The following is a 26,348-nucleotide window of genomic DNA, read 5'->3' as shown; positions in this document are numbered from 1 at the left end:
CCAAGGCTGGTCTGTCAGGCATTAAGGGGAAAGTGGCGCGGTTGACGGGGCTCGAACCCGCGACCCCCGGCGTGACAGGCCGGTACTCTAACCAACTGAGCTACAACCGCGCGTGGGAGGCTGCATAAGCGCCCCCCGCGCGCCCGTCAATCCCAAAATCGTGAATCGAAAGCATTGGCAGATAGGCCCTCAGACCCAGCCCCCAAACACAAAAGCCCCCGCCGGGGCGGGGGCCTTTGAGGGCTGCGGTGGCGCGGTTGACGGGGCTCGAACCCGCGACCCCCGGCGTGACAGGCCGGTACTCTAACCAACTGAGCTACAACCGCCCGCAGCACGATCAGGGGCGAACCCCCGACGTGTGGCGCTTCTATGACGGGGCTGCGCGCCCGTCAAGCGCTGGCTGGCGGAAATTTCAACTTTCCTATGCCCATCCCCCCGCGCCCAAATCGTGATCTCCGCAGCATCCCGAATAGTTTGATTTCCCCGCGCCGCCTTGGCACACTCTGCCCCAATAGCCCGGGGAGATGTCGATGCGGCCCATCCTATTGTCGATCCTGTGCCTGCTGCTTGCCGCGCCGGCAGGCGCCGCCCCCTCGGGCACGTTCCGCCATGCGCATAACGTGGGCTTCGGCGCCCATTCGAGCCTTGATCCCGCCTCGCAGGGTCGCGTGCTCCAGATCATCGAGAAAATCCAGAGCCGCCTTGTGCGCCCCGGTCCCGGCGGCAAACCCGCACCTGATCTCGCCACCTCTTGGACCCCCAATTCAGATGGCACCGTCTGGAGCTTTCAGATTCGTGACGGTGTGCGCTTTCACGATGGCAGCGCGCTGGATGCGGGCGATGTGGTCTATTCGATCAAGCGGGTGATTGACCCCGATTTCGGCAGCCCCGCCCGCGCCGCCGTCAAGATGATCACCCACATTGCCACCACCGGGCCGCTCAGCGTGGAACTGCGCCTTGACGCGCCCTTTGCCGATCTGCCGCTGCAATTGATGGACCCCCGCCTTCGGATCATCCCAGAAGGCTCGGGCGATACCATTCACCATTCCGGAATTGGCACCGGACCATTCAAGGTCGAGAAATTCGACCCAGACGGCATCACCACACTGGTCGCCAATGAGGACTATTGGGAAGGCCCCCCCGCCCTCGCCCGAATCGAGGTGATCGGCGTGCCCGATGCCCAAGCCCGGCTTCAGGCGTTCCTCGGCGGACAGCTCGACATGGAGCGCGGCATCGCCCCCATGATGCGCCGCGCGCTTGATAAATCGCTGCGCTACCAACTCCTAGAGATCCCCACCGGCAACTGGATGGGTCTGGCCTTTCGCACCGATGTGCCACCCTTTGATGACCCCCGCGTGCGCGAGGCGCTGCACCTGACCGTCGACCGCGACGAGATGCTGCAACTGGCGCTGGATGGCGGCGGGGTGATTTCCTGCGACACGCCCGTGGCCCCCAATGACCAATACCGCGCCGAGATGGAGTGCCCCGCCAACCCCGAGCGTGCGCGCCAATTGCTCGCCGAGGCAGGCTATCCCGATGGGGTCGATGTCGATGTGCATGTCTCTGCCCTTGATCCCAGCTGGCCGGTGATCGGTGTCGCGTTTCAGGAACAGGCCGCGCGCGCGGGCATCCGCGTCAACCTGATCAACGCCGCCGCCGATGGCTATTGGTCAAATGTCTGGATGAAAAAGGATGCGTTCAGCACCTCTTGGGGCGAACGCCCCGCCGATCAGGCGCTGAACGAGGCGTTTCACTCCACCGCTAAATGGAACGAGACTTTCTATAAGAATTCCAAATTCGACCAACTGCTCGAAACCGCCCGCGCCGAGCTTGATTTCAAACGCCGCCGCGCGCTCTATATCGAGGCGCAGGAATATCTGGCGATGAATTCCGGCACGATCATCCCCTTTCACGTCACGCAACTCGTGGTGCTCTCCAACCGCGTGACCCATTTCGATCCGGTGCCCAACGATGCGCTGCGCTGGCATCTGGTGACGGTCGTGGATTGAGAGGGATTTTCTCGGTCATCCGCAGCACTCAACCCGCGCGGAATCAAGGCGCGTAGCGCCGCCGCGCAGCGCCCCTCAATACGTCCCCGCGACATATTTCGCGATGGCCCCGCCCCGCGAATTCACGTCCAGTTTCTGGTAAATCGCCTTGAGGTAATATTTGACCGTATTCTCCGACAGGCCCAGCCGCGCTGAAATCTGGAAATTGGTCAACCCATCCACCAACAGCCCCAATATCTCATGCTCGCGCCGGGTCAGGCTATCGCCTTGCTCGCCCATCAACCGTTTGAGAATCTCGGCGGGCAGGATGCTGTGGCCTTCAACCAGATGGCCCAACACCCGCGGCAGACTGCTCAGAACCTGCCCCATCATACAAACCGAATGCGCCCCCGCCTTCACCGCCGTGCGGATAAAGGCAAACTCCGCCTCCTCGGCAACCACCACCACCATCACGCGCGGATGATCCCGCCGCAGCATGTCCAACACCCGGCCCAGATCCGCATCCGCCAACCGAACCCCCAGCACCAGCACCACCCGCCCCGGCCGCTCACCCAGCGCCTTGCGCAGGCTGGCCAGATCGGTGGCAAAGGGGCCAAGCCGCACCGCCGCGATCTGCGCCACCAATGATCCCAGGCCCTGACAGACAATTGCCTGCCGGTCCGCCACGATCACCTCGGGCAGCTCCAATGCAGCGTCCTGAACGGTCGCGTCAATCATATCTCGCACAGTCTCCTCCTCCGGCCCCGCTATACAAGACCAAGGAACGTCCTGAAATCAAACGATTTTTCAGAATGCAACGGCATACCGCCGCGCCCCCATCGGGTAGGGCACCCCTACCCGCCGGGGCAATCAGCCCCCGCATGGCCGCGTTTTTCCATGCGCGCGGGCATTACGGCATGCGCCACCACCCCGCATAAAGGGCCAAGCCAAGAGGAGGACAATCATGAACGGCCATTCGCATCTTTTCATTCCCGGACCCACCAATGTACCCGAGGAGGTGCGCCGCGCGATGAATATCCCGATGGAGGATATGCGCGCGCCGGATTTCGGCGATTTCATCCTTCCGCTGCTCTCGGACCTGAAAAAGGTGTTCCGCCTGACCCATGGCCGCGTGTTTGTCTACCCGACCTCCGGCACCGGCGCTTGGGAGGCCGCGATTTCCAACACGCTCAACACCGGCGACCGCGTGCTCATGTCACGGTTTGGCCAGTTCTCAATGCTTTGGGTTGATATGGCCGAGCGTTTGGGCCTCGACGTGGACCTCTGCGAGGTGGATTGGGGCAAGGGCGTGCCGGTCGAGGATTACGCCGCCAAACTGACCGCCGATAAAGAGCACAAGATCAAGGCGGTCTTTGCCACCCATAACGAGACAGCCACCGGCGTCACCTCCAACATTGCCGCCATTCGCGCCGCGATGGATGCGGCCAACCACCCCGCACTTCTCTTTGTCGATGGCGTCAGCTCCATCGGCTCGATTGAATTCGAGATGGAGGATTGGGGCGTCGACCTCGCCGTCGCAGGCTCGCAAAAAGGCTTCATGCTGCCCGCCGGTCTTGGTCTCTTGGGCGTCAGCGACAAGGCGCTCGCCGCCCATGAGCACGCAAAAATGCCCCGCTGCTACTTCAGCTTTGCCGATATGATCAAGCTGAACGACACCGGCTATTTCCCCTATACCCCCGCCACCCAACTCCTGCGCGGGCTGCGCTGCTCGCTCGATATGCTTCTGGCGGCAGGAATGGAAAGCGTCTGGGACCGTCACCACCGCCTCGCTTCGGGCGTACGTGCCGCGATTGCCGAATGGCAGGGTTGCCGCCTTGTGGCGCATGGTCCGGAATGGCATTCCGATACCGTGTCGGCCATCTATGCCCCCGAGGGCGTCGATGCCCGCGACGTGATCGCCACCGCCTATCACAAATACCAGACCTCGCTTGGCTCTGGCCTTGCCAAACTGGCCGGTCGCGCCTTTCGCATCGGTCACTTGGGCTCGCTCAACCCGGTGATGCTCTGCGGGGCCATATCGGCGGCTGAAATGGCGCTGCGCGATGCCGGGGCTGTGATCGAACCGGGCTGTGGCATCGCCGCCGCTCAGGAACATTTCCGCGCCTCCACCCCCACAATGCAGGTGCGCGTCGCACCCGCCCGCGCCGCCTGATCGGACATCTTTATGAGCTACACGCTTCACCCGCTGAAAAAGCAACGCCTTCAACGCTCGGAACTCGCCGTTCCCGGCTCCAGCCCCTCGATGATCGACAAGGCGGCGGACTCGGATGTCGACTACATCTTCTTTGACCTAGAAGATGCCGTCGCCCCCCCGGACAAGGTGCAGGCCCGCGCCAATATCATTCAGGCCCTCAACGACATCGACTGGAAAGCCAAGGGCAAGACCATTTCGATCCGCATCAACGGCCTTGATACCCATTACATGTATCGCGACGTGGTCGAGATTGTGGAACAGGCGGGCCAACATCTCGACACCATCCTTGTCCCCAAGGTGGGCGTGCCCGCCGATCTCTACACCGTCGAAACCATGGTCAGCCAGATCGAGACGGCGATGGGCTTTACCCATCAGATCGGCCTTGAGGCGCTGATTGAAACCGCCCTCGGCATGGCCAATGTCGAGGCGATCGCCTCGGCCCCCGGACGGCTCGAGGCGCTGCATTTTGGCGTGGCCGATTATGCCGCCTCCAACCGCGCCCGCACCGTGGTCATCGGCGGCCTCAACCCCGATTATCCCGGTGACCAGTGGCATTTCGCCCTCAGCCGCATGACCGTCGCCTGCCGCGCGTATGGCCTGCGCGCCATCGACGGCCCGTTTGGCGATTTCTCCGACCCAGACGGCTATACGCTCAGCGCCAAACGCGCCGCCACCTTGGGGATCGAGGGGAAATGGGCCATCCACCCCAGCCAGATCGCACTCGCCAATGATGTCTTCTCGCCCCCCGAGGCCGAAGTCACCCGCGCCCGCCGCATCATCGAGGAACTGCGCAAGGCCGAGGCCCAAGGCAAAGGGGCCGCCAGCCTTGATGGCAAGATGATCGACGCCGCATCCGAGCGTATGGCCAACAACGTCATCAGCGTCGCCGACGCCATCGCCGCCAAAGGCTGAGGGCCACCCAAAAAGGCCAACCACGATAGGGAGGACTACCAAATGGATATCCACGAATTCCAAGCCAAGGAACTCTTGAAACGCTTTGGCGTGCAGGTGCCGCGCGGCGGCATCGCCTATAGCCCGAACAGGCAGTCTACCGCGCCTCAGAACTGTCCGGCGACCGTTGGGTGGTCAAGGCCCAGATCCACTCCGGCGCGCGCGGCAAAGCAGGCGGCGTGCGCATCTGCAAAAACGAGACCGAGATTTCCGAGGCCGCACAATGGATGCTCGGGCGCATGCTCGTCACCCATCAAACCGGCCCCCAAGGGAAACTCGTCAGCCGCCTCTATATCGAAGAGGCCACCAGCATCGCGCAGGAAATCTATCTGGCCTTCGTGATGGACCGCAAAGAAGAGCGGGTTGTCGTCGTGGCCTCAGGCCAAGGCGGCATGGAGATCGAAGAGATTTCCGCGCAAGAGCCTGAATCCATCATCCGCTCCGTGGTCGATCCAGCCGTGGGCATGCAGGCGTTTCAGGCCCGCGAGATTGCCTTTTCCCTGGGCCTTGATGCCGCCCTCATCCCGCAGGCGGTCAAGACCATCATCGGCTGCTACCGCATGATGGAGGAAACCGACGCCAATATGGTGGAAATCAACCCGCTCGTCGTCACCACCTCGGGCGAGATCATGGCGCTCGACGCCAAGGTCAGCTTTGATGACAACGCCCTTTTCCGCCGCCCCGAAATCTCGGAACTCCGCGACAAAAGCCAAGAGGACTCGCGCGAAACCTTCGCCTCTGACCGTGGCCTCAACTACATCGGTCTGACCGGCGAAATCGGCTGTATCGTCAACGGCGCGGGTCTCGCCATGGCCACACTCGACATGATCAAGATGGCGGGCGGCGAACCGGCCAACTTTCTCGACGTGGGCGGCGGGGCCAGCCCCGATAGGGTGCTGATGTCCTTCAACGCCGTGCTCAACGACCGCAACGTCGAGGCGATATTGGTCAATATCTTCGCAGGCATCAACCGCTGCGACTGGATCGCCGAGGGCGTGATCCGCGCGGTGCGCGAATTGAACCTCACCCTGCCCCTCGTCGTGCGCCTCTCGGGCACCAATGTCGAAGAGGGTCGCCGCCTCATCGCCGACAGCGGCCTGCCGATCCTGACCGCCGAAACCCTGGCCGAGGCCGCCGATCTGGTGGTCCGCGCCTGGTCCGACACCAAAAACACCGTCAAGGGAGCCGCATGATGGCCATTATCATCGACAAGAACAGTCGCGTGCTCGTGACCGGCCTCACCGGCCGCATCGGCAGCTTTCATACGCAGGACATGATCAACCACGGCACCAACGTCGTGGGCGGCGTGACACCGGGCAAGGGCGGCACCAAACATAACGGCCTGCCCGTCTTCAACACGGTCAAAGGGGCCGTGGCCGAAACCGGCGCCGATCTCGTGATCTGCTTCGTCCCGCCCCCCTTTGCCGCCGACAGCATCATGGAAGCGGCGGATGCAGGCATCACCACCTGCGTCTGCATCGCCGATGGCATCCCCGCCAGCGACATGATCAAGGTCAAACGCTACATGCGCCGCTACAAGGCGGAAAAACGCATGCGCCTCATTGGCCCCAACTGCGCGGGCATCATCACCCCCGGTCAGGCCTTTGCCGGCCTCATGCCGCCGCATATCTACAAACCGGGCCGGGTGGGCATCATCGGGCGTTCTGGCACCCTTGGATACGAGGCCGCCAGCCAGATGAAAGAGCGCGGCATCGGCGTGTCCACCTCCGTCGGCATCGGCGGCGATCCGATCAACGGCTCCTCCTTCCGCGACATTCTGGAGTTGTTCGAGAATGACGAGGGCACCGATGCCGTGGTCATGGTCGGCGAAATCGGCGGCCCGCAAGAGGCCGAAGCCGCCGCTTACATCCGCGACCATATGAGCAAGCCGGTCGCGGCCTATATCGCCGGTCTCTCGGCCCCCAAAGGTCGGCGTATGGGCCATGCCGGGGCGATCGTGTCGGCCTTCGGCGAATCGGCGCAAGAAAAGGTCGAGATCCTCTCCGAGGCGGGTGTCACAATCGTCCCGACCCCCTCCTCCTTTGGCGAGGTGGTCGCGCGGATGGTCGCCTGACCCGCCCGACCTTGGGGCCGCTTCTCCCTGTGGCGGCCCCGACCCTACCGGACCTTACAAAATCGACTTGAGAACCTTACAGACCTTACAGGCTTGCACCCGCCAAACCCCGCCCCTAGGCTGCCGACAATTCCAGCTACAGGTGCCCGATGCGCGCAGCCCTCCTGACCTGCTACAATACCCCCACCGACATCACCGAAGTGCCCGATCCCGACTGTCCCCGTGACGGCGCGATCATCGCTGTGCGCGCCTGCGGTGTGTGCCGCTCTGACCATCACGCGTGGAAAGGGGCCGATCCCGATGTCATCCTGCCGCATGTCATGGGGCATGAATTCGCGGGAGAAGTCCTTGAAATCGGGCCAGAATGTCGGGCCTTCGCCGTGGGTGACCGGGTCACGGCCCCGTTCATTCTGGGGTGCGGCACCTGCCCCGATTGCCGGGGCGGAGAGCCCACAGTCTGCAATCACCAACAGGTGATCGGCTTTACCGGCTGGGGGGCCTTTGCGGAACGTCTCGCCATTCCGCGCGCCGATTTCAACCTCGTGCGCCTGCCCGATACGATGGGCTATGCCGCCGCCGCTGGCATGGGATGCCGCGTCACCACGGCCTTTCGCGCCGTCGTGGATCGCGCAAAAACTCAACCCGGTGAATGGCTTAGCGTCCACGGCTGCGGTGGCGTCGGTCTCTCGGCCATCATGATCGGCGCAGCCATCGGGGCCCGTGTTCTAGCCATCGACGTCAACCCCGAGGCGCTGCGCATCGCCAAATCCCTCGGCGCGACAGCCACCCTTGATGCCAGCCAATCCCCAGATGTCGGTGCCGCCGTGCGCGACGTGACCGACGGCGGCGCGCATGTCTCTCTAGACGCGCTCGGGATCACGGACACCTTTCACAACTCTTTGAAAAGCCTTCGCAAAATGGGGCGTCACGTTCAAATCGGCATGCCCCTTGGCCGCCATGCCACACCCGAATTACCCCTGTTAGAGCTGGTCTATTCTCGCCAGATCACGTTGCACGGCACCCGTGGCATGGGGGCTGACCGCTTCGCCCCCCTCTTCGCCATGATCTCCGCCGGGCATCTCGACCCTGAACGCCTGATCACCCAACGCATCGGATTATCGGGACTTAACAATGCCTTGATCGCAATGGACGGCTTTCAGGGCTATGGCGTCACCGTGGTCGACCAGCTAAGCGCCTGATTCGCCTTAGTTTCGCCACAATCGCGCCCTAACCGCGCCGTGAAACTTACCGATCCTGTAAGGATAATCAAAGGCCAAGCCGTTCAAGGTTTGCCACCCCATAATGGAGCAGTCCAATGCCACAGGCCACCCCCCCGACATCCGGGGCCAAATCCGCGCCCCCGCAACCCTCTGCGCGACCGCAGCCCAAACCAAATGCCGCGCCAGTCTACCAGGACTACGCAAGTATATAAAAGAAAAAGGCCGCATCCCAACAGGATACGGCCCTTTCTTTATCTATCGCCTTCAGATCAGCCGACCAGTTCGAGACCCGAAAAGAAATAGGCGATCTCGACCGCTGCAGTCTCTGCCGCATCCGAACCGTGGACAGAATTTTCACCGACCGACTCGGCAAATTCCGCACGGATCGTGCCCGCTGCAGCATCCGCAGGGTTGGTTGCGCCCATCACTTCGCGGTTCTTGGCAACTGCACCCTCGCCTTCCAGAACCTGCACCACAACCGGGCCAGACGCCATGAATTCGCACAGTTCGCCGTAGAAGGGGCGCTCTTTGTGCACGGCATAGAAAACACCCGCCTGTTCCGGTGTCAGTTGAATGCGCTTCTGCGCGACGATGCGCAGACCTGCATCCTCGAACTTGGCATTGATCTTGCCGGTCAGGTTGCGCTTGGTCGCGTCGGGTTTGATAATGCTCAGCGTGCGTTCAACAGCCATTTCAGCCTCTTTTCCGTAGGTTTCACCGGCCCGGCCCCTTGCCCGACCGCGTTTGATCGCGGGTCCGATAACATGCACACCGCGCCTTGAAAAGCCGCGATTGACGGCGGCGCGCACATACGGCATGCGGGGGCCATGTTGCACATAGATGATATCACCTATTCGGTCGCGGGCCGAACCCTGATCGAGAGCGCCTCTGCCTCTATCCCCGATGGCCACAAGGTTGGCATCGTGGGCCGCAATGGCACGGGCAAAACCACCCTATTCCGCCTGATCCGGGGCGAATTGGCACTGGAAGGTGGCAGCATCAGCCTGCCGTCGCGCGCGCGCATCGGCGGCGTTGCCCAAGAGGTGCCCGGAAACGAGGTGTCACTGGTCAACACCGTTCTGAGCTATGACACGGAACGTGCTGAACTCATGGAAGAATCCGAGCGCTCGACCGATGGCGCACGAATTGCCGAAATCCAGACGCGGCTCGCAGATATCGACGCTTGGTCCGCCGAGGCGCGCGCCTCTAGCATCCTCAAAGGACTGGGGTTTACCGACGAAGAACAGCTTATGCCCTGCTCCGCCTTCTCTGGCGGCTGGCGGATGCGCGTGGCCTTGGCAGGTGTGCTTTTCTCGCAACCCGACCTCTTGCTGCTGGACGAACCCACCAACTATCTCGACCTTGAAGGCGCGCTTTGGCTTGAAACCTACCTCGCGCGCTATCCCCATACGGTGCTCATCATCAGCCATGATCGCGGGCTTTTGAACCGCGCGGTGGGCTCGATTCTGCATCTTGAGGATAAAAAACTCACGCTTTATCAAGGCGGTTACGAGACTTTCGCCGAAACCCGTGCCGCCCGTCTTGCCGCCGCCGCCTCAGAGGCGAAAAAGCAAGACGCCCGCCGCGCGCATCTCCAGAGCTTTGTCGACCGCTTCCGCGCCAAGGCGAGCAAGGCCGTGCAGGCACAATCCCGCCTCAAGATGATTGCCAAACTCAAGCCGATCACAACACCGCAAGAGGCAGCACTCAAACGCTTTACCTTTCCCACGCCCGAAGAGTTGTCACCGCCCATCTTGCGGATCGAGAGCGGATCAGTTGGCTATGATGGCGTGCCGGTGCTGCGGCGGTTGAACCTGCGGATCGACCAAGATGACCGGATCGCGCTCTTGGGGCGCAATGGTGAAGGGAAATCTACTCTTTCCAAGCTCTTGGCAGGCAAACTTGACCCAATTGAAGGCCAGATTCACAAAGCCTCAAAGCTGCGCGTCGGCTATTTTGCGCAGCATCAGGTCGAGGAATTGCACCTTGATGAAACCCCAATTGACCACATCCGCCGCCTGCGCCCGGAAGAGGCACCCGCGAAACTGCGGGCGCGTTTGGGCGGATTTGGAATCGGGGCCGAACAGGCCGAAACGCTGGTCGGCAAGCTTTCGGGCGGGCAAAAGGCGCGGCTATCGCTGATGCTGGCCACGCTCGATGCGCCGCATATGCTGATTCTCGATGAACCGACCAACCACCTTGATATCGAAAGCCGTGAGGCCCTTGTTGAGGCGCTGACCGCCTATTCCGGCGCGATCATTCTGGTCAGCCATGACATGCACCTGCTGGGGCTGGTGGCGGATCGCCTGTGGCTGGTACGGGACGGTGCTGTGGCCCCCTATGAGGGTGATCTGGAAAGCTATCGCGCCATGCTGCTCAGCGGCTCGGACACCGAAAAGCCAAGTGAAAAACCCAAGGAAATCAAGGTCAAAAAGCCCTCGCGCGATGCGATCCTCAAGCTGCGACAAGATGTGAAACGCTGCGAAGAGCGCATCGCCAAGCTGCAGGACATGGAGAGCAAGGTCGCCGCGAAATTGGCCGATCCCGCGATCTACGATGACATCCACGGGCTGACCCAATGGCAAAAGAAATACGCCGAGATCGAGGATGGCCTGTCGCTGGCCGAGACCCTCTGGATGGAGGCATTGGAGCGGCTGGAAACGGCAGAGCGCTGAGCGCCCTTACGAGCATCTACCTTTGCGGGCACTCAGGTTTTCGGATCAGGGGACTTTACCCTTGGCATTTCGGCCTGAAAATGGTGCAAGACCCTTATGGATACTGCGTTTCTCATCACGGCCTTTGTCACGCTCTTCGTGATCATTGATCCTATCGGGATGACACCGCTCTTTGTGGCGCTGACCCAAGGGATGAGCACGGCGCGACGGCGCGCGATTGCCATTCGGGCCTGCGTCACCTCTGCGCTGTTGCTCATCCTGTTTGCTGCGCTCGGCGAGGCGGTGTTGGGCTTTATCGGCATTTCGATGCCTGCCTTTCGCATTGCAGGTGGTTTGCTGCTGTTTCTCACGGCGCTCGACATGCTTTTTGAGCGACGCGGACAGCGGCGCAAAGGACAGGCCGACGCGGCCGAAGAAGACGACAGCGACGATCCGTCGATTTTTCCCATCGCGATCCCGCTCATTGCCGGGCCGGGGTCGATTGCAACGGTGATCCTATTGGCTGGGCAAAAGCCGGGGGCAGAGGGGCTACTCTGGGTCATCGGTGTTATGCTGTCGGTCATCGCCTTGGTTTTCGTGATGTTTCTGACCTCTGGTCTGTTAGAGCGCGCCCTTGGCAAGGTAGGGATCAACGTGGTGACACGGCTTTTGGGCATGCTGCTGGCGGCGCTTGCCGTACAATTCGTGCTTGATGGCTTGCGCGGCTTTGGTTTGGCCGGCTGAGCGCCTATATAGCGGCCATGCAGGATTTTGATTTCGCCCGACTGACCTATCTCATGATCCTTGGATCAGTGCTTTTGGTTTGGTTTGTGGCTCAGAACCGCGCGTCCTTGGGCAAATTGGCGCAGCAGGCGTTGATCTGGGGTCTTATCTTTGTTGGTGCCTTGGCGGCGGTGGGCCTCTGGGAGGATATTCGCCAGACGGTGCGCCCAATGCAAAGCGTCGTCGCGGGCGACCGGATCGAAGTGCCGCGCGCGCCGGACGGGCATTACTACCTGACTGTCGAGATCGAGGGCGTGCCGGTGCGGTTTGTCGTCGATACTGGGGCCAGTCAGATCGTGCTGAGCCAAAGTGACGCAGAACGGATCGGGCTTGATACCAAGAGTTTGGCCTATCTGGGCCGTGCCTATACCGCCAATGGCGAGGTGCGCACAGCGCCGGTGCGTCTTGAAAGCCTCGCGGTCGGGCCGGTGCGGCATGAAAACCTGCGGGCCGTGGTCAATCAGGGCGAAATGGGCCAATCTCTGTTGGGGATGGAGTATCTGCAACGCTTTTCCAGCATCGAGATTACTGGCGGACGTCTTGTACTGACCCGCTGAGCAAGGTGTAACGCCCCGACTAAGAGCCGGGGCGTCGATCTTTAGGCCAACATGACCATCGGATTTTCAAGGTTCTCGACGATTTTCGTCAAAAGCTCCGCACCAAGTGCGCCGTCGATCACCCGGTGATCCACCGAGAGCGTCACCGACATGACCGTGGCCACGGTCAATTCGCCATCCTTGCCCACCACCGGCTTTTTCAGCCCTGCGCCAACGGCAAGGATCGCACCATGCGGCGGGTTGATGACGGCATCGAAATTCTCGATCCCGAACATGCCAAGGTTGGAAATCGCAAAGGTGCCGCCCTGATATTCCTGTGGTGCCAACTTGCGGTCACGGGCGCGTTTGGCGAGGTCTTTCATCTCTGCCGATAGCGCCGAAAGAGATTTCATCTCGGCGTCCTTTAGAACCGGCGTAAAGAGCCCACCTTCAATGGCCACCGCCACCGCCACGTCAGAGGGTTTCAGGCGCAGCACCTTGTCACCGGCCCAGACGGCATTGGCATCCGGCACCGCCTGAAGGGCAAGCGCACAGGCTTTGATGATAAAGTCATTGACCGACAGCTTGACGCCCCGTGGCTCTAACTGTTTGTTCAACTCCGCGCGGAATTTCATCAGTGCATCAAGGCGGATTTCACGCCGCAGGTAGAAATGCGGCACGGTTTGCTTGGCCTCGGTCAGGCGCGCAGCAATGGTCTTGCGCATGCCGTCGAGCTTGACCTCTTCATAGGCGCGGCCTTGATACATGGCGACCACGGCATCCGACGACGGACCAGAAGGGGCTGCAGCGGGTGCCGGGGTTGCAGCCTTGCTTGCCGGAGCCTCGGCAGCGCTTGCCACAGGGGCAGCGCCAGCCTTGGCCCCTTCCACATCCGCCTTGACGATCCGGCCATGCGGGCCCGAACCGGTGATGCCTGCCAGATCAATCCCCTTGTCTGCCGCGATGCGACGCGCAAGCGGCGAGGCGAAAATGCGATCCCCATCGCCTGTTTTCGGCGCGGCGGGGGCAGGTTTGGCCGCAACTTCGGCTTGCGGCGTGGCCTCGGCCTGTTTGGCTGCCGGAGCCTCGGCCTTGGCAGGGGCACTGGATATATCCGCAGCGCTTTCGCCCTCATCCAGCATCACCGCGATGGGGGTGTTGACCTTGACCCCTTCGGTGCCTTCGGCCACCAGGATCTTGCCAACAACGCCCTCTTCCACTGCCTCGAATTCCATCGTGGCCTTGTCAGTCTCAATCTCGGCCAAGAGATCGCCCGCAGAAACGGTATCCCCCTCTTTGACCAGCCATTTGGCCAGCGTGCCCTCTTCCATCGTGGGCGAGAGGGCGGGCATCAGAATTTCGGTTGCCATCTTAGGGTCTCCCTCAGCGATAGGTCACTTGGCGAACGGCGTCGATCACCTCTTGGGTGGATGTCAGCGCCAGCTTTTCCAGATTGGCGGCATAGGGCATCGGCACATCCTTACCCGTGCAATTGATGACCGGCGCATCGAGATAGTCGAACGCCTTTTGCATCAGCACGGCCGAGATATGGTTGCCGATTGAGGCCACCGGCCAGCCTTCTTCCACCGTCACGCAACGATTGGTTTTCATCACAGAGGCGATGACCGTATCCGTATCCATCGGGCGCAGCGTGCGCAGGTCGATCACCTCGGCGCTGATCCCATCCTCGGCCAGTTTCTCTGCGGCCTCTAGCGCATAGGTCATGCCGATACCAAAGCTGACGATGGTCACATCCGTGCCTTCTCGCCATATCTTGGCCTTGCCGAAGGGGATGGTGAAATCGTCGAGCTTGGGAACTTCAAACGAGCGGCCATAGAGGATTTCATTTTCAAGAAACACCACCGGGTTGGGATCGCGAATGGCGGTTTTCAACAGGCCCTTGGCATCCGCCGCCGAATAAGGCTGCACCACGCGCAAACCGGGCACTTGGGCGTACCACGCCGCGTAATCCTGGCTGTGCTGCGCGCCGACACGCGCGGCTGCCCCGTTGGGACCACGGAACACGATCGGGCTGCCCATCTGACCACCAGACATATAAAGCGTTTTGGCCGCAGAGTTGATGATCTGGTCAATCGCCTGCATGGCAAAGTTCCACGTCATGAATTCGACGATGGGCCGCAAGCCCCCCCAAGACGCGCCAACACCTATCCCGGCAAAGCCATGCTCGGTGATCGGCGTGTCAATCACGCGCTTGGCACCAAATTCCTCGAGCAGGTTCTGGGTGATCTTATAGGCCCCCTGATACTCGGCAACCTCTTCCCCCATGACAAACACGGTGTCGTCACGGCGCATTTCCTCGGCCATGGCAGTGTTCAGCGCTTCGCGCACTGTCATGGTCTGCATTTCGGTGCCTTCAGGCCAATCGGGGCTGGTATTCGCTTTCGGTGCCTCAGGAGCCTTGGCAGTAGCAGGGGCAGCTTTCGGGGCGGGGGCGGCCTCGGGTGCCTTGGCGGCGGGGGCACTTGCCACGTCTTCGGCGCTCTCGCCCTCCTCCAGCATCACGGCGATGGGGGTGTTGACCTTGACGCCTTCGCTGCCCTCGGCGATCAGGATTTTGCCCATCACGCCCTCATCGACCGCCTCGAACTCCATCGTGGCCTTGTCAGTTTCAATCTCGGCGAGGATATCACCAGCTTTGACGGTATCGCCTTCTTTAACCAGCCATTTGGCCAGTGTGCCTTCTTCCATGGTCGGAGAGAGGGCGGGCATCAGGATTTCGGTTGCCATTGTCGTCTCTCCTCTTCACGCGTTCTGCGGTGCCGCGTCGGCAATAATATCTGTCCAAAGCTCATCAAGCGCGGGCTCGGGGCTTTCCTTGGCGAATTCGGCACTGGCGTTCACCACATCCTTGATCTCTTTGTCGATCGCCTTGAGGTCCTCTTCGGTGGCATGGCCCCCCGACACCAGCAGGTCGCGCACGTGCTCGATGGCGTCTTTCTCCTCGCGCATTTTCTGCACCTCTTCGCGGGTGCGGTATTTGGCCGGGTCAGACATGGAATGGCCACGATAGCGGTAGGTCTTGATTTCTAGAATGTAGGGGCCCGCGCCCGAGCGGCAGTGCGCAACGGCCTTGTCGCCCGCCTCTTTCACGGCCAGCACGTCCATCCCGTCGACCGCTTCGCCGGGAATGCCAAAGGCCTGCCCACGCGTGTAGATGTCAGGGCTAGAGGTTGATCGTTTCTGCGATGTGCCCATGGCGTATTGGTTGTTCTCGATCACGAAGATCACCGGCAATTGCCAAAGGGCGGCCATGTTGAAGGTCTCATAGACCTGTCCCTGATTGGCGGCACCATCTCCGAAATACGTGAAGGTCACACGATCATTTCCAAGGTATTTGTCGGCAAAGGCCAGACCGGCCCCGAGCGGCACGTTGGCACCCACGATGCCATGGCCACCATAGAACCGCTTTTCGGTCGAAAACATATGCATCGAGCCGCCCTTGCCGCGACTATAGCCCCCTCACGCCCGGTGAGTTCGGCCATCACACCGTTGGGGTCCATCCCGCAGGCCAGCATGTGCCCATGATCGCGGTATGTGGTGATGCGGCGGTCGCCCTCTTCTGCGGCGGCCTCAAGTCCGACGACAACCGCCTCTTGTCCGATGTAGAGATGGCAGAAACCGCCGATCAGACCCATGCCATAAAGCTGGCCCGCCTTTTCCTCGAATCGTCGAATGAGCAGCATATCGCGATAATACTGCTTGAGATCTTCGGCTGAGACGTTGGATTTCTTAGTGCTTTTCCGGGCAACCATGGGATGGCGACTCCTTGCTGGCGAATATAGTTTAGCATTAAACTATTTCATACACCAATCGCGTCGCGGTTGCGAGAGGGAATTTTACCTAGAGTAAGTCGTGCAGCACACCCCTGCCCAAATGCCGCAGCACGGACACCCTCATCCAGCAAAACAACAAAAGCCTCAGGCCTCAACTCCGCCCGGCATTCGGCGTGCAAGCGCGCAAAACTGCTCTAAACTCACAGTCTCGGCGCGATCCGTGGGTTTAATCCCCGCAGAGAGCAACCGATCCTCGATATCGGGGGCCGCCCCCTTGAGCGCTGCGCGCAGCATTTTGCGGCGCTGGTTGAAGGCGCGGGCGACCACGCGCTCCAATATCTTGGGGTCCGCGGGATAGCGTGGCTCGGGCAACGCGGTCAGATGCACCACGGCGCTTGACACCTTGGGTGGTGGGGTAAAGGCCCCCGGCGGCAGATGCATCACGATGCGCGGCAAAGCGCGCCACTGCGCCAAAAGGGCCAGACGCCCATAGGCCTTGCCCCCCGGCTGCGCCACGATGCGCTCTGCGACTTCGCGTTGAAACATCAAGGTAAGCGATTGCCAAAAGGGCGGCCATTCGGGCGGCGTCAACCAGCGGATCAACAACTCCGTGCCCACATTATAGGGCAGGTTCGACACCACGCGAATAGGCGGCGTCAGATGTGCCAGCGGATCAAGATCAAGCGCGTCAGCATTTAGAACCGTCAGGCGGCCCGGTGCGGCCTCGGCAATCTCTTGCAAGGCGGGCAGGCACCTCGAATCCTTTTCGATCGCAAGCACATGTCGCGCGCCCTCCATCAAAAGCCCGCGAGTCAATCCGCCGGGTCCGGGGCCAATCTCCAGCACGTCGCAACCGCCAAGGTCCCCCGCCTGCCGCGCAATTTTCGAGGTGAGGTTCAGATCGAGTAGGAAATTCTGACCCAAGGATTTGCGGGCGGAAAGACCATGTGCCGCGATAACCTTGGCCAGTGGTGGAAGGTCTTCAAGCGCTCTCATGCGCGGCGCGCCTCGCCCATGGTCTGCGCGAGCTTAAGGGCCTCAATCAACGAGGTGGGATTGGCCCGCCCCTGCCCCGCGATGTCCAGTGCTGTGCCGTGATCCGGCGAGGTGCGGATAAACGGCAGGCCAAGCGTAACATTCACGCCCCGGTCGAAATCCAGCGTTTTGATCGGAATGAGCGCCTGATCGTGATACATACAGACTGCGGCATCATACGTCGCGCGGGCGGAGGCGTGAAACATCGTATCCGCTGAGAGCGGCCCGCGCAGATCAAACCCTTGGGCGCGAAGGCGGCTGATCACTGGGGCAATAACCTCGATTTCCTCGCGCCCCATTTTGCCACCCTCACCAGCATGCGGATTGAGACCTGCAATGGCCAATCGCGGGGCACTCAGGCCGAAATCACGGATCAGCGCGGCATGGGTGATGCGGATCGTCTCTTCCAGCAGACCGGGCGTCAACGCCTGCGGCACGTCCTTGAGCGGTATGTGGATGGTCGTGGGCACGACGCGCAACTGATCCGAGGCCAGCATCATCACCACACGCCCGACCCCCGCCAGATGCGCAAGAAACTCGGTATGACCCGGAAAGGCAAAACCTGCCCCGTCCTGTAGCGCCTGTTTGTGTATTGGCGCGGTGCAGAGCGCCGACGCCGCGCCGGATTGCACCAGATCGACACCGCGCGCGATCACGTCGATCACGCCACGCGCATGAGCAGGGTTGGGCGTGCCAAGCGTCAGCGGCCCATCAAACGCATGCGCCAAAACCGGCAACGCAGTGGCACAGGCGGCGGATGCCTCGGCGGGATCTGTAATTTGCGCGATAGGTGTTCCGGGTGGCAGATGCGCCGGATCACCAATCAAGAAGAACGGCAGGGCACCCCGCAGACGGTCCCATGCGGCGGCCGCGATTTCCGGACCGATGCCAGCCGGCTCGCCACAGCTGAGCGCAATGGGCGCGCTCACTTCTCGACGATCCGCGCCTCGGCGCGTAACTGTTCGAGATACCCATTGGCAAAGGACTCGATCCGCTGGTTGCGGATGAAATTCGACAGATCCTCAACCGAAGGTGCCTCTCCGTCAAGTTTCGGCGAGCGACCACAGAGCATCAGGAACACCAGTGTTTGCCCATTGGCGCGCGTCACGCTGGTCGAAGTTTCGCCGGGATCAAGCGAGGCGAGCGCGATGGCGATATCCTGCGGAATTTCCTCTGGGGCCTTCGACCCGCGCTCCAACACTTCAGGCGGCTGGCCATGCGCCACGCCGTAAAGGTCATCGCAGGTATCAACCGCTGCGCGCACCTGTGCCGCACGCTGCAACGCCGCCTCACTCCGCCCGCCGGGGATATAGTAGGCGGCATATTCGATGGCGGCATATTCCGGAGAGGGCACTGTCATTTCCTCGATATCGCGCATGTAAAAGAGCGCCAGAGCACCTTCTAGAGGCAACGGATCGGACACCTCGCCCGGGGCAAGCCCCAGAACGATTGGCCGCAACCCTGCGGGCAATTCAGACAACGCAACCCAATCCATGCGTCCCCCACGCGAGGACGAGGGTGCCGCGGAGTGACGGCGCGCGGCCTCTGCGAATGCGCCTTCGCTGGTGGATTCTGCAATAGACGCGGCCAAGGCCTGCTTGGCCTCTGCATCCTCAAGACTGGTTACCGGCAGGATGATTTCTGACAAAAGAACGCGCACTGCAGCGCCCCCGGTCAGGGCGCGCGTTGCACGTTCCAGATCATCTTCGCTTACCGACACGCGCGCAGCAAACCGCGCGCGCGTCAGCTCGCGCCATGTGATCCCGGCGCGAACAAACTCTCGGAAGGATTCTTGCGACACGCCCGAATCTCCCAATGCCGCGATAAGCTGATCAGCGGTCATATTTGCCCGACCGGCAAATTCCTCCATCCCGTCCCGTACCAAATCCTCTTCAAGCACAAGGCCCGAGGCTCTGGCGGCGTCAAGCTTGATACGTTCCTCGATCAGCTGCTCCCGGGCCAGTCGCTGCGGGTCGCCGGGCGCGCGAAACAGCGTCAGAAGGCGCGCGCGTTGTTGCAACTCGTAGCCGGTGATCGCCTGATCGTTCACATAGATTTGCGGCGAGAACAGGTTTTGCGCCTGCGCCATACCCCCGCTCAGGGGCCACACCAGAAAGCCCGTCACGGCGAGGGTCAGGGCGGCAATCAGGCGGCGAAAGATCGGTGTCATTCTGGTCAGTTCCTGCAGGTCCGGGTAAAGCTTCGGTCACGGGTCGCGGACGAGAACCCCGTAAACCCTACCGTAAAGCCGAAGTTGGTTTCCGGTTCAAGGATAGTCGAAGAGGTAAACCGGCGCGAGACCGAAAGCGTGATGTCCACGCATTCGTTGGAATATGTCAGCCCCGCCCCTGCACGCACGCTGCGCTCTGCCGCCGCGTCAAACCGCCACTCGGCATGGCCAGTCCAATGCTGAGCAAAGCGATAGCTGCCATCAATCGCCCATTCGGACACTTTCGCCGGTCGATTTTCAGCCGGATCAGCCGAGAGCCAGACATAAGTGGCCGCAATATTGGTATCATCGTTACGCCAACTGGCGCGGGCCTCTGCCTTGGTCGTGTCGAACATGGAATCAAACAGGCCCCGCGCCGTCACGGTCAAGCCAGTGGCATTGCGGAACTGTCCCGCGATCAGCAAGTCCGAGGCACGGGCGCGCAACCCCGAGGATTTGGCAAAGCTTGGGGTCAGGCCATCCCTCTCCAGCAAACGCTCTTCGCGCCAGACCTGCCCGAGAGCAAGGCTTCCTTGCCAGCCCGCCGGATCAAACCGGGTATAGCTAACCCCATAGGCGGCACTATACCCACGTTCGCGCCGGTCAGGGGAATTGAACCGCGAGGGATTGAAAAGGTTGCCTTCGTCAAACTCGATCAGCGTCGCCTCGTCGAGGGGAATATCGGGGTTCGATCCACCGCTCCACGACAATTGCGCCACAGGCTCGATCACATGGGTGACTGCATGGCGCGTGGATTTGAGCAGCGGCCACCGAAGTTCAAGCGCGAGTGTGGGGGTCAGTTCGGTGGCCTGCGAGGCGGCCGTAATCCCCGCCTGTGAAATCTCGAAATGATCCAGGATGAGGCCGGTTTGGAAACTGGCAAGCACGCCTGCTGGCAGCGTCCAACCGCGATACCAGTCCAGCCGGGTGGTCAGCCGTGTTACATCGCGCCCGTCCGCAAAGCGGTCGAGCGTGGCCAGCGTGGAATCCGAGCTGCGATAATGGCTGTGCAGTGCCGCGCCAAAGCGCAATTCGCCCCCAATCCGTGTGGGAAAGAACCGGCGCTCATATTCGGCATTGCCCGCCAACGTGGGCAGGGTTGCGTTGCTCTCGCCCACCCGCCGCGATTGAAAATGCGTGATCGCGCCACGGATATACTCATCCCGGCGCGCACGCTCGACCGACACCTCATTGATCAGGCGGTCCTTGTCGGAAAATCCATGATCCAACAGAAACGTATCGTCGCTGGACAGCTCGACATTGAACCGCAGGATGAAATCGCGCGGCAGTTCGAACCGACCCGTACCAAACAGATATCCACGGGTTGGGTCGGGGCTGAAATCATCCTCGGCCACGGCACCGTTGAATTCAACTTCACCCTGGCGAAACGCCTGACGATAGCGGAATTCCAGCCGCTTGGAATTGGTCGCAAGGAACGGCGCCAGCGTCAGGTCGCGGCTATCGCCAATGGGGATGAAATAGGGCACGCGGATGCCCGTGCCCAAAAGCGAAGAGTTGACCAGCGACGGGGTCAGAAACCCACGCGCGCGATCAAGCGTCGGGTCCGGCAAGCGAAGACGCGGCAGATAGAGCACGGTGGTGTTCAGGATGCGGAACTGCGCGTTGTCAAAATAGAGCTGACGTTCTTGCTCATCATGGATCACCCGCTGCGCCCGGATCTGCCACAGCGGAGGGCGGCCGTTATCGCAAACCCTGCAAGAGGTCACGGCAGTCTTGTAAAGCTGGTTAAAGCGCGCATCGGTGCGGCGCATCTCCACGGCCGCCAATTGCAACTGATCCTGCATGACGATCCGCGCCCCACGCAGGATGCCATTGGTCAGGTCGCGGTCCAGCTCGGCGCTGTCGGCCACGACCAACGCACCTTCGACATCCGTGAGCGTCAACGGTCCGGTAATCGCCAACTGGCCGGTGCCATGGTCATAGGTGATTTCGCGCGCAGTCAGACGGCGCCCCTGATAGAGCGCCTCAACATTGCCCGTTGCAATCAGGCGGTTGTCCGCCGTGAGGCGCACGTCATCTGCGACCAACACCGCCGGATCAGAGGGGGCATCCTGCGCGGCCAGCGGGCTTGCCAGCGAAAGCAGCAGAACAAGAAAGAGGCGTATTTGGCGGATCATCCATCCTCCAGATGCAGAAGGATGCCGAGACCGATAAACAGCGAGGCAACGGGCGGAGCCCAAGCCGCCAGCAAGATCGGCAATTGGCCATTCTCACCCAAGATATGCGCGAAATTGCGCACGTAATGCAGGCCGAACCCCAAAAGAACTGCCGTCAATACCGAAAGCCCGACATTGGCACCGCGCGTGTGCCCCATGGTCAGTGCCGCCGAAATCAACACAAGCGCCACCAGAAAGACCGGCTGCGCCAATTCGCTCTGGAACCATATGGCGTAACGTCGCGCAGAAAATCCAGCCTCTTCCAATTGATCAATGAACTTGGGCAACTCCCAAATCGGGATGTACTCCGGGCTGCCGAAACTGTCGAGAATTCGATCCTGGGTCAGATCAGAGGGCACGCTCAACTGCGCCTCTTGGCGAGCCATAGCCTCGGGATTGATGTTCTCGGCCAAATCCCAAATCTTGGCATCTTCGAGCAGCCATGCCCCCGTCTCAAGCCGTGCGGTGCTGGCACTTATGCGGCGCAGAGGTTGGCCATCGGGGGCAAAGTCGTAAAAGCTGGGGCCGTAAAGTGTGCTGAGATCGGAACTGGAACGGGCAGCATAGATCACCGTCTGGCCCGCCGTTCCCCCCTGCCGCAGCCACAGACCCTCTGACGCAATGGCAAGGTCAGAATATGTCTGACCCGAGTAGGTATTGACCAGATCGTGATGCCGTTTCGCAGTCGCCGCCACCAGCGGATTGCCTACCGCCAGCCCCAACAGGCCAATAGCCAGCGCCACCGCTGCCGGAGCAAGCAGACCGCGCAATGCAGACCGGCCAGAGGCGCGCAGCACCACCATCTCGGACGAGCGCGCCAACCGTAAGAAAAGCGCCACCGAGGCAAGAATCATCACCAATGGAATGATCTCGTAATAGGCTTCGGGCAATTTCAACAGCACGATCCCCAAAACCTGACCAAAGGCCAATTCAGGGAAATCGCCCAACTCGTCCATCAGGTCGATCAGCCCCATGATCACGAGCATGGTGATCGTCACCCCCATGAAGCTCACAAAGAAACGTCGACCGAAATAGCGCTCTAGGATCATGTCGGCACCTCCGCCGCAGGCCCCTTGCGCCGCAGCCGGTGCCACAGGCCCGGATAGCTGGCAAGCGCCAGGAGCAGCCCCGACAACGCCAGCCCGATCAGCGCCGGCAGATAAAGCAACGGCCACAGCACAGCGCTGGCCAGAACCGGTGCCAGCACAAGGCTCTCGACGATCTTGAGCCCCACCAAAAGACCAAAGGCCAGCAACACCTGACGCCATACACCAAACCGGCTATGTGCCCCCACCAAGAGGGTGCAGAACCCAACCAGAGCCGCGATCACGCAGAGCAAAGCCGCCGTGATGCGGCCATGCATCTGGGCCATCACAGCCCCCAAACTGACGCCCGTGCGCGCCGCAACCGCCTCGGGGTCGCGCAGCATCTCGAGCGTGCCCGCAAAGGCCACCTCGTCTAAATTGACCACATCGCGCCGAACAAGGCTGCTGATGTCATAGGAAAAATCGTCAAAATAGGTGGTAAAGAGCCGGTTTTGCTCGGCGCGAATATTCTGGGCCAATCCCGAGACCATGACCAGCCGTGTGCCGCCCCCCTCTTGCACCAGATAGGCGCGGGACGAGGTATAGGTCACAGGCGCTTCGGGATCACGCCGGTCAGACAGAAACACGTCGCGCAATTCGCCAGACAATGTGATCTCGCGAATATAGAAGGTCACGCCGGGGGCGGGATGCAGGAATTCGCCCTCGCTGAGCAATTTGGCCGTGATGTTGCGCGAGACCTCATCCAGCCGCAGGCGCAGCTGGCTTAGGCTGCTGGGTATGAGGAAATGCGCCAAGAGTGACATCATCACCGCGACGATCACACCGAAGACAAACACCGGGCGGGCCAAGCGCAGAGGCGAATATCCAGTGGCCTGCATCACCGTCAGCTCGCTTTCGCTTGACAGGCGGTTGACCACGTAAACGGCGGCAGCAAAGGCCGCAATCGGCAGCACGACGCCGATCACCCCCGGCAGGGTCAATGCCGTGAATTCCACAAACACCCAAGCGGGCTGGCCATCCCCGATCAGCCGGTCGAACATGCGCACCGCCTTGTTGATCCAAAAGATCGAAACCAAAACGAGCGCAAAGAAACCGAACAAAACCATGAATTGCGACAGCATGTATCTGTCGAATCTGGTCACTCTTATCCCCCGTGGCAGCAGTATTGCCGGGCAACCTAGCGGAATTGATTGCGGGGGAAAACTGCTAACTGGTCATTGGCGACAAGCCGCGCTAGGTCTTGGCAAAGCCGAACCAAGGAGAGCCCTCGATGACCACCCCCCTGCACGTTGTCTTTGCCGAGACTGATCTAGAGGCGCTCGCCACAGCGCCCGGCCGGATCGCTGTGATCATTCCTCCCGAAGGCAAGCTTGACGCCGGTGCGCGAAAGATCAATCGCATGACGCGCGGCACGCTTGCCCGGCTGGTCGAGGCGGCCGCCCTGAACGACAAAAAACCTGGCGACGTGATCAGCATCAACTGGCCCTCCGGGATGGTGGCCGAGGCGATTGATGTGGTCATCCTTCCCCGCAGCGCCAGCCCCGCCGAAAGCCGCCGCGCAGGTGTGAACCTAAGCCGCCTCAAGGGGGACAAGCCGCTTTTGATCCTTGGATCGGCGTTGCGCCGTCCGGTCGATGTGCTGCTTGGCGTGCTGCTGCGGGCCTATGATTTCACCCCGCACAAATCGCAGCCCAAGAAAGACACCGCACCAAAGGACCCCGGTGCCGTTACGCTGATGACCGGCAGGCCGGATGAAGTCAAAGCCGAAGCCGCGCCCACATTGGCCTTGGCCGGGGGGGTATTCTTTACCCGCGATCTGGTCAACGAGCCTGCCAATCACCTGACCACCACCGAATTCGCAAATCGCATCGCCGCGATGAAGGATCTGGGCCTCAAGATCACCATTCTTGAGGAAAAGGACATGGAGAAACTCGGGATGGGTGCGCTCTTGTCTGTGGGTCACGGGAGCGCCAGCCCGTCGAAACTGGCAGTGATGGAATGGCTGGGCGGGCCAAAGGGCGAGGCACCACTGGCCCTCATCGGCAAGGGCGTGGTGTTCGACACGGGCGGCATCAGCCTGAAACCCGCCGCTGGCATGGAAGAAATGACCATGGACATGGGCGGTGCCGGTGTTGTCGCAGGGGTCATGCGCACGCTGGCCCTTCGGCGCGCCAAGGCAAATGTCGTGGGCCTTGTGGGCATCGTGGAAAACATGCCCTCGGACCGCGCCACCCGTCCCGGCGACGTGGTGACGTCGATGAAGGGCGACACCATCGAGGTGATCAATACCGACGCCGAGGGGCGGCTCGTGCTGGCAGATGTGCTCTGGTATGCGCAAGAAACCTATAAGCCGCGCGGGATGATTGATCTGGCCACCCTCACAGGGGCCTGCATTGTGGCCTTGGGTCACGAGAATGCCGCTGTTCTCAGCAATGACGAAGGGCTCTGCAACGCCTTCCTGCGTGCCGCAAAGACAGAAGGCGAAGGCGCATGGCGTCTGCCGCTTGGGCCGGGCTATGCCGATATGATCAAGGGCCAGATTGCCGATATCAAGAACTCTGCCGGGCGGCCTGCGGGCACGATCACGGCAGCGGAATTCCTGCACCGCTTTGTGCAGGAGGGCATGCCGTGGGTACATCTTGATATCGCGGGGGTGGCCAGCGTCAAGGCGGACACGACCTACGCCCCCAAAGGCGCGACAGGCTGGGGCGTTCTGGCGCTCAACCGTCTGGTTGCGGATATGCTTGAGGAGAGTTGATGGGGGCCGTCTACTTCTATCACCTGACGCGTCAGCCACTTGAGGCGACATTGCCGATGTTGCTTGAGAAATCCTTGGGGGCTGGCTGGCGCGTGGTGGTGCGGGGAAGAGAGGCGGCGCGGCTTGTCTGGCTCGATGAACGGCTCTGGTTAGGGCCTGAGGATGGGTTTTTGCCGCATGGCGTGGCCGGTGGGGCGCATGACGCCGATCAGCCGGTTTTGCTGACGACAGACCACGCCCGACCCAATGGCGCAGCCTGCGTTATGGCGATCGACGGGGCAGACGTGAGCGCAGAGGAGGTGCAGTCACTGCAACGGGTCTGCATTCTCTTTGACGGGAATGACGACGCGGCCGTTCAAGTTGCGCGTGGACAATGGAAGGCGCTGACCGGCGCAGGCTGCGCCGCGCAATACTGGTCCGAGGCCGGCGGGCGATGGGAAAAGAAGGCCGAGGCCTAAACGGGCTAAGGTGTTGGGCTTAAGCGAAAACTCTGAGCAAGACGTCACGCGCGCCTCAGCGGATGACAATCTCGTCACTGCGCAACAGGCCCAAAACTTCACGCGCCTGCTGATCCAACAAGTCAAGATCAAGATAGCCGTCCGAGAGCCGCCGGGTCAGGTTTTCCATCCGCGCCAGCCGCACATTCAACGCGTCAAGCTGGGCCTGCAACTCGACGCTTTGTGCATCAATTTCGGCGCGACGGAATAGGCCGTAATCCCCTTGAACAGCCGCAAATGTAAAATACGCCCCTAGAAAAAAGGCGATCAGGAAAAAAATCAACAGGCCCCAAGGGCGGCTGCGGGGTGTCATACTCTGCTCTGCCTCTTCGATCCGCCTCGTGTCGGGCGTTGCAGGCATCATGCCACAGGCTCTGCGCTTTGTGAATCCCCTTTCGCCGCTCCGCGACC

General features: G+C 61.3%; 21 protein-coding genes, 2 tRNA genes and 2 pseudogenes. 11 read left to right on the top strand and 14 right to left on the bottom strand.

Translation table 11 applies throughout. The annotated features are described in order from the left end of the window. Window positions 1-33: 33 nt before the first annotated feature. A tRNA-Asp gene (locus ACLGGT_RS13530) sits at window positions 34-110 on the bottom strand. A gap of 139 nt (window positions 111-249) precedes the next feature. Then, window positions 250-326, bottom strand: a tRNA-Asp gene (locus ACLGGT_RS13525). A gap of 204 nt (window positions 327-530) precedes the next feature. On the opposite strand from ACLGGT_RS13525, the gene ACLGGT_RS13520 reads away from it, so the two are divergent. Continuing rightward, window positions 531-2,009 (top strand): ABC transporter substrate-binding protein, encoded by a 1,479-nt coding sequence (locus ACLGGT_RS13520; RefSeq protein ID WP_375553956.1) that lies wholly within the window; start codon window positions 531-533, stop codon window positions 2,007-2,009. A 75-nt stretch (window positions 2,010-2,084) separates the two neighbouring features. Here ACLGGT_RS13520 and ACLGGT_RS13515 read toward each other — a convergent pair whose 3' ends face one another. After that, window positions 2,085-2,726 carry a helix-turn-helix transcriptional regulator gene (locus tag ACLGGT_RS13515; protein WP_008280159.1) on the bottom strand — a complete coding sequence of 214 codons (642 nt, stop codon included), beginning with the start codon at window positions 2,724-2,726 and terminating at the stop codon, window positions 2,085-2,087. Window positions 2,727-2,952: 226 nt separating this feature from the next. On the opposite strand from ACLGGT_RS13515, the gene ACLGGT_RS13510 reads away from it, so the two are divergent. From ACLGGT_RS13510 to ACLGGT_RS13490, 5 genes and pseudogenes are all read left to right on the top strand, one after another. Then, window positions 2,953-4,161, top strand: coding sequence for a pyridoxal-phosphate-dependent aminotransferase family protein (locus ACLGGT_RS13510; RefSeq protein ID WP_008280158.1), 1,209 nt, complete (start codon window positions 2,953-2,955; stop codon window positions 4,159-4,161). 12 nt (window positions 4,162-4,173) lie between these two features. Then, complete coding sequence (locus ACLGGT_RS13505; protein WP_008280157.1) at window positions 4,174-5,115, top strand: HpcH/HpaI aldolase/citrate lyase family protein; 942 nt, start codon at window positions 4,174-4,176, stop codon at window positions 5,113-5,115. A gap of 42 nt (window positions 5,116-5,157) precedes the next feature. Next, window positions 5,158-6,347: pseudogene (locus ACLGGT_RS13500) on the top strand (malate--CoA ligase subunit beta). Continuing rightward, window positions 6,347-7,228 (top strand): succinate--CoA ligase subunit alpha, encoded by an 882-nt coding sequence (gene sucD / locus ACLGGT_RS13495; RefSeq protein WP_198133574.1) that lies wholly within the window; start codon window positions 6,347-6,349, stop codon window positions 7,226-7,228. The pseudogene ACLGGT_RS13500 and the gene sucD overlap by 1 nt, the downstream one beginning before the upstream one ends. A 149-nt stretch (window positions 7,229-7,377) precedes the next feature. Then, window positions 7,378-8,427, top strand: a complete 1,050-nt coding sequence (locus ACLGGT_RS13490; protein ID WP_437196491.1) for a zinc-dependent alcohol dehydrogenase family protein — start codon at window positions 7,378-7,380, stop codon at window positions 8,425-8,427. Window positions 8,428-8,717: 290 nt separating this feature from the next. Here ACLGGT_RS13490 and ndk read toward each other — a convergent pair whose 3' ends face one another. Next, a complete protein-coding gene (gene ndk / locus ACLGGT_RS13485; protein WP_008280153.1) occupies window positions 8,718-9,140 on the bottom strand; it encodes a nucleoside-diphosphate kinase in 423 nt (140 codons plus the stop codon). A gap of 135 nt (window positions 9,141-9,275) precedes the next feature. On the opposite strand from ndk, the gene ACLGGT_RS13480 reads away from it, so the two are divergent. The 3 genes from ACLGGT_RS13480 to ACLGGT_RS13470 all read left to right on the top strand — a co-directional run bounded on the left by ACLGGT_RS13480 (window position 9,276) and on the right by ACLGGT_RS13470 (window position 12,442). Then, on the top strand, window positions 9,276-11,123 hold the full coding sequence (locus tag ACLGGT_RS13480; protein ID WP_008280152.1) for an ABC-F family ATP-binding cassette domain-containing protein: 1,848 nt from the start codon (window positions 9,276-9,278) through the stop codon (window positions 11,121-11,123). Between the two features lie 96 nt (window positions 11,124-11,219). Then, a complete protein-coding gene (locus tag ACLGGT_RS13475) occupies window positions 11,220-11,846 on the top strand; it encodes a MarC family protein (protein WP_008280151.1) in 627 nt (208 codons plus the stop codon). Window positions 11,847-11,863: 17 nt separating this feature from the next. After that, window positions 11,864-12,442, top strand: a complete 579-nt coding sequence (locus ACLGGT_RS13470) for a TIGR02281 family clan AA aspartic protease (RefSeq protein ID WP_151978857.1) — start codon at window positions 11,864-11,866, stop codon at window positions 12,440-12,442. 41 nt (window positions 12,443-12,483) lie between these two features. Here the strand turns inward: ACLGGT_RS13470 and ACLGGT_RS13465 are convergent, their stop codons facing one another. From ACLGGT_RS13465 to lptF, 9 genes and pseudogenes are all read right to left on the bottom strand, one after another. Beyond that, window positions 12,484-13,791, bottom strand: coding sequence for a pyruvate dehydrogenase complex dihydrolipoamide acetyltransferase (locus ACLGGT_RS13465; protein ID WP_008280149.1), 1,308 nt, complete (start codon window positions 13,789-13,791; stop codon window positions 12,484-12,486). A 13-nt stretch (window positions 13,792-13,804) separates the two neighbouring features. After that, window positions 13,805-15,169, bottom strand: a complete 1,365-nt coding sequence (locus ACLGGT_RS13460) for a pyruvate dehydrogenase complex E1 component subunit beta (RefSeq protein WP_422002115.1) — start codon at window positions 15,167-15,169, stop codon at window positions 13,805-13,807. A 15-nt stretch (window positions 15,170-15,184) separates the two neighbouring features. After that, window positions 15,185-16,194 (bottom strand): annotated as a pseudogene (gene pdhA / locus ACLGGT_RS13455) (pyruvate dehydrogenase (acetyl-transferring) E1 component subunit alpha). Between the two features lie 165 nt (window positions 16,195-16,359). Further along, complete coding sequence (rsmA, locus tag ACLGGT_RS13450) at window positions 16,360-17,211, bottom strand: 16S rRNA (adenine(1518)-N(6)/adenine(1519)-N(6))-dimethyltransferase RsmA (protein ID WP_081508090.1); 852 nt, start codon at window positions 17,209-17,211, stop codon at window positions 16,360-16,362. Beyond that, window positions 17,208-18,179 carry a 4-hydroxythreonine-4-phosphate dehydrogenase PdxA gene (gene pdxA / locus ACLGGT_RS13445; RefSeq protein ID WP_437196490.1) on the bottom strand — a complete coding sequence of 324 codons (972 nt, stop codon included), beginning with the start codon at window positions 18,177-18,179 and terminating at the stop codon, window positions 17,208-17,210. Before pdxA ends, rsmA begins: the two co-directional genes overlap by 4 nt. After that, on the bottom strand, window positions 18,176-19,420 hold the full coding sequence (locus ACLGGT_RS13440) for a peptidylprolyl isomerase (protein ID WP_437196489.1): 1,245 nt from the start codon (window positions 19,418-19,420) through the stop codon (window positions 18,176-18,178). The genes pdxA and ACLGGT_RS13440 overlap by 4 nt, the downstream gene beginning before the upstream one ends. A gap of 5 nt (window positions 19,421-19,425) precedes the next feature. Further along, the gene (locus ACLGGT_RS13435) at window positions 19,426-21,597 is read right to left on the bottom strand and encodes an LPS-assembly protein LptD (RefSeq protein ID WP_437196487.1); all 2,172 of its coding nucleotides are present in this window, start codon (window positions 21,595-21,597) and stop codon (window positions 19,426-19,428) included. Beyond that, window positions 21,594-22,685 (bottom strand): LPS export ABC transporter permease LptG, encoded by a 1,092-nt coding sequence (gene lptG / locus ACLGGT_RS13430; protein ID WP_037297185.1) that lies wholly within the window; start codon window positions 22,683-22,685, stop codon window positions 21,594-21,596. The genes ACLGGT_RS13435 and lptG overlap by 4 nt, the downstream gene beginning before the upstream one ends. After that, entirely contained in the window at window positions 22,682-23,803 is a 1,122-nt protein-coding gene (gene lptF, locus ACLGGT_RS13425; protein ID WP_437197418.1) for an LPS export ABC transporter permease LptF, read from the bottom strand. The genes lptG and lptF overlap by 4 nt, the downstream gene beginning before the upstream one ends. Window positions 23,804-23,952: 149 nt before the next feature. Between lptF and ACLGGT_RS13420 the strand changes: the two genes are divergently transcribed. Together ACLGGT_RS13420 and ACLGGT_RS13415 are read left to right on the top strand one after the other, a co-directional pair. Further along, window positions 23,953-25,440: a leucyl aminopeptidase gene (locus ACLGGT_RS13420; protein ID WP_437196485.1), complete on the top strand. Its 1,488-nt coding sequence runs from the start codon at window positions 23,953-23,955 to the stop codon at window positions 25,438-25,440. After that, window positions 25,440-25,898: a DNA polymerase III subunit chi gene (locus ACLGGT_RS13415; protein ID WP_081508086.1), complete on the top strand. Its 459-nt coding sequence runs from the start codon at window positions 25,440-25,442 to the stop codon at window positions 25,896-25,898. The genes ACLGGT_RS13420 and ACLGGT_RS13415 overlap by 1 nt, the downstream gene beginning before the upstream one ends. A gap of 55 nt (window positions 25,899-25,953) precedes the next feature. Here ACLGGT_RS13415 and ACLGGT_RS13410 read toward each other — a convergent pair whose 3' ends face one another. After that, the gene (locus tag ACLGGT_RS13410) at window positions 25,954-26,250 is read right to left on the bottom strand and encodes an FtsB family cell division protein (protein WP_081508659.1); all 297 of its coding nucleotides are present in this window, start codon (window positions 26,248-26,250) and stop codon (window positions 25,954-25,956) included. Window positions 26,251-26,348: the final 98 nt, after the last annotated feature.

Source organism: Roseovarius sp. MS2 (assembly GCF_051447875.1).
GTDB lineage: Bacteria > Pseudomonadota > Alphaproteobacteria > Rhodobacterales > Rhodobacteraceae > Roseovarius > Roseovarius mucosus_A.
This window is presented reverse-complemented; position numbering and strand designations above follow the sequence as displayed.

Coding starts and splice junctions, on each gene's coding strand:
- ACLGGT_RS13420 (WP_437196485.1), top strand. CDS start 23,953: ATGACCACCCCCCTGCACGTTGTCTTTGCCGAGACTGATCTAGAGGCG.
- ACLGGT_RS13505 (WP_008280157.1), top strand. CDS start 4,174: ATGAGCTACACGCTTCACCCGCTGAAAAAGCAACGCCTTCAACGCTCG.
- rsmA (WP_081508090.1), bottom strand. CDS start 17,211: ATGAGAGCGCTTGAAGACCTTCCACCACTGGCCAAGGTTATCGCGGCA.
- ACLGGT_RS13465 (WP_008280149.1), bottom strand. CDS start 13,791: ATGGCAACCGAAATTCTGATGCCCGCCCTCTCGCCCACGATGGAAGAG.
- ACLGGT_RS13490 (WP_437196491.1), top strand. CDS start 7,378: ATGCGCGCAGCCCTCCTGACCTGCTACAATACCCCCACCGACATCACC.
- ACLGGT_RS13510 (WP_008280158.1), top strand. CDS start 2,953: ATGAACGGCCATTCGCATCTTTTCATTCCCGGACCCACCAATGTACCC.
- ACLGGT_RS13435 (WP_437196487.1), bottom strand. CDS start 21,597: ATGATCCGCCAAATACGCCTCTTTCTTGTTCTGCTGCTTTCGCTGGCA.
- ACLGGT_RS13475 (WP_008280151.1), top strand. CDS start 11,220: ATGGATACTGCGTTTCTCATCACGGCCTTTGTCACGCTCTTCGTGATC.
- ACLGGT_RS13480 (WP_008280152.1), top strand. CDS start 9,276: ATGTTGCACATAGATGATATCACCTATTCGGTCGCGGGCCGAACCCTG.
- ACLGGT_RS13410 (WP_081508659.1), bottom strand. CDS start 26,250: ATGACACCCCGCAGCCGCCCTTGGGGCCTGTTGATTTTTTTCCTGATC.
- ACLGGT_RS13415 (WP_081508086.1), top strand. CDS start 25,440: ATGGGGGCCGTCTACTTCTATCACCTGACGCGTCAGCCACTTGAGGCG.
- sucD (WP_198133574.1), top strand. CDS start 6,347: ATGGCCATTATCATCGACAAGAACAGTCGCGTGCTCGTGACCGGCCTC.
- ACLGGT_RS13470 (WP_151978857.1), top strand. CDS start 11,864: ATGCAGGATTTTGATTTCGCCCGACTGACCTATCTCATGATCCTTGGA.
- ACLGGT_RS13515 (WP_008280159.1), bottom strand. CDS start 2,726: ATGATTGACGCGACCGTTCAGGACGCTGCATTGGAGCTGCCCGAGGTG.
- ndk (WP_008280153.1), bottom strand. CDS start 9,140: ATGGCTGTTGAACGCACGCTGAGCATTATCAAACCCGACGCGACCAAG.
- ACLGGT_RS13520 (WP_375553956.1), top strand. CDS start 531: ATGCGGCCCATCCTATTGTCGATCCTGTGCCTGCTGCTTGCCGCGCCG.
- lptF (WP_437197418.1), bottom strand. CDS start 23,803: ATGCTGTCGCAATTCATGGTTTTGTTCGGTTTCTTTGCGCTCGTTTTG.
- ACLGGT_RS13440 (WP_437196489.1), bottom strand. CDS start 19,420: ATGACACCGATCTTTCGCCGCCTGATTGCCGCCCTGACCCTCGCCGTG.
- lptG (WP_037297185.1), bottom strand. CDS start 22,685: ATGATCCTAGAGCGCTATTTCGGTCGACGTTTCTTTGTGAGCTTCATG.
- ACLGGT_RS13460 (WP_422002115.1), bottom strand. CDS start 15,169: ATGGCAACCGAAATCCTGATGCCCGCCCTCTCTCCGACCATGGAAGAA.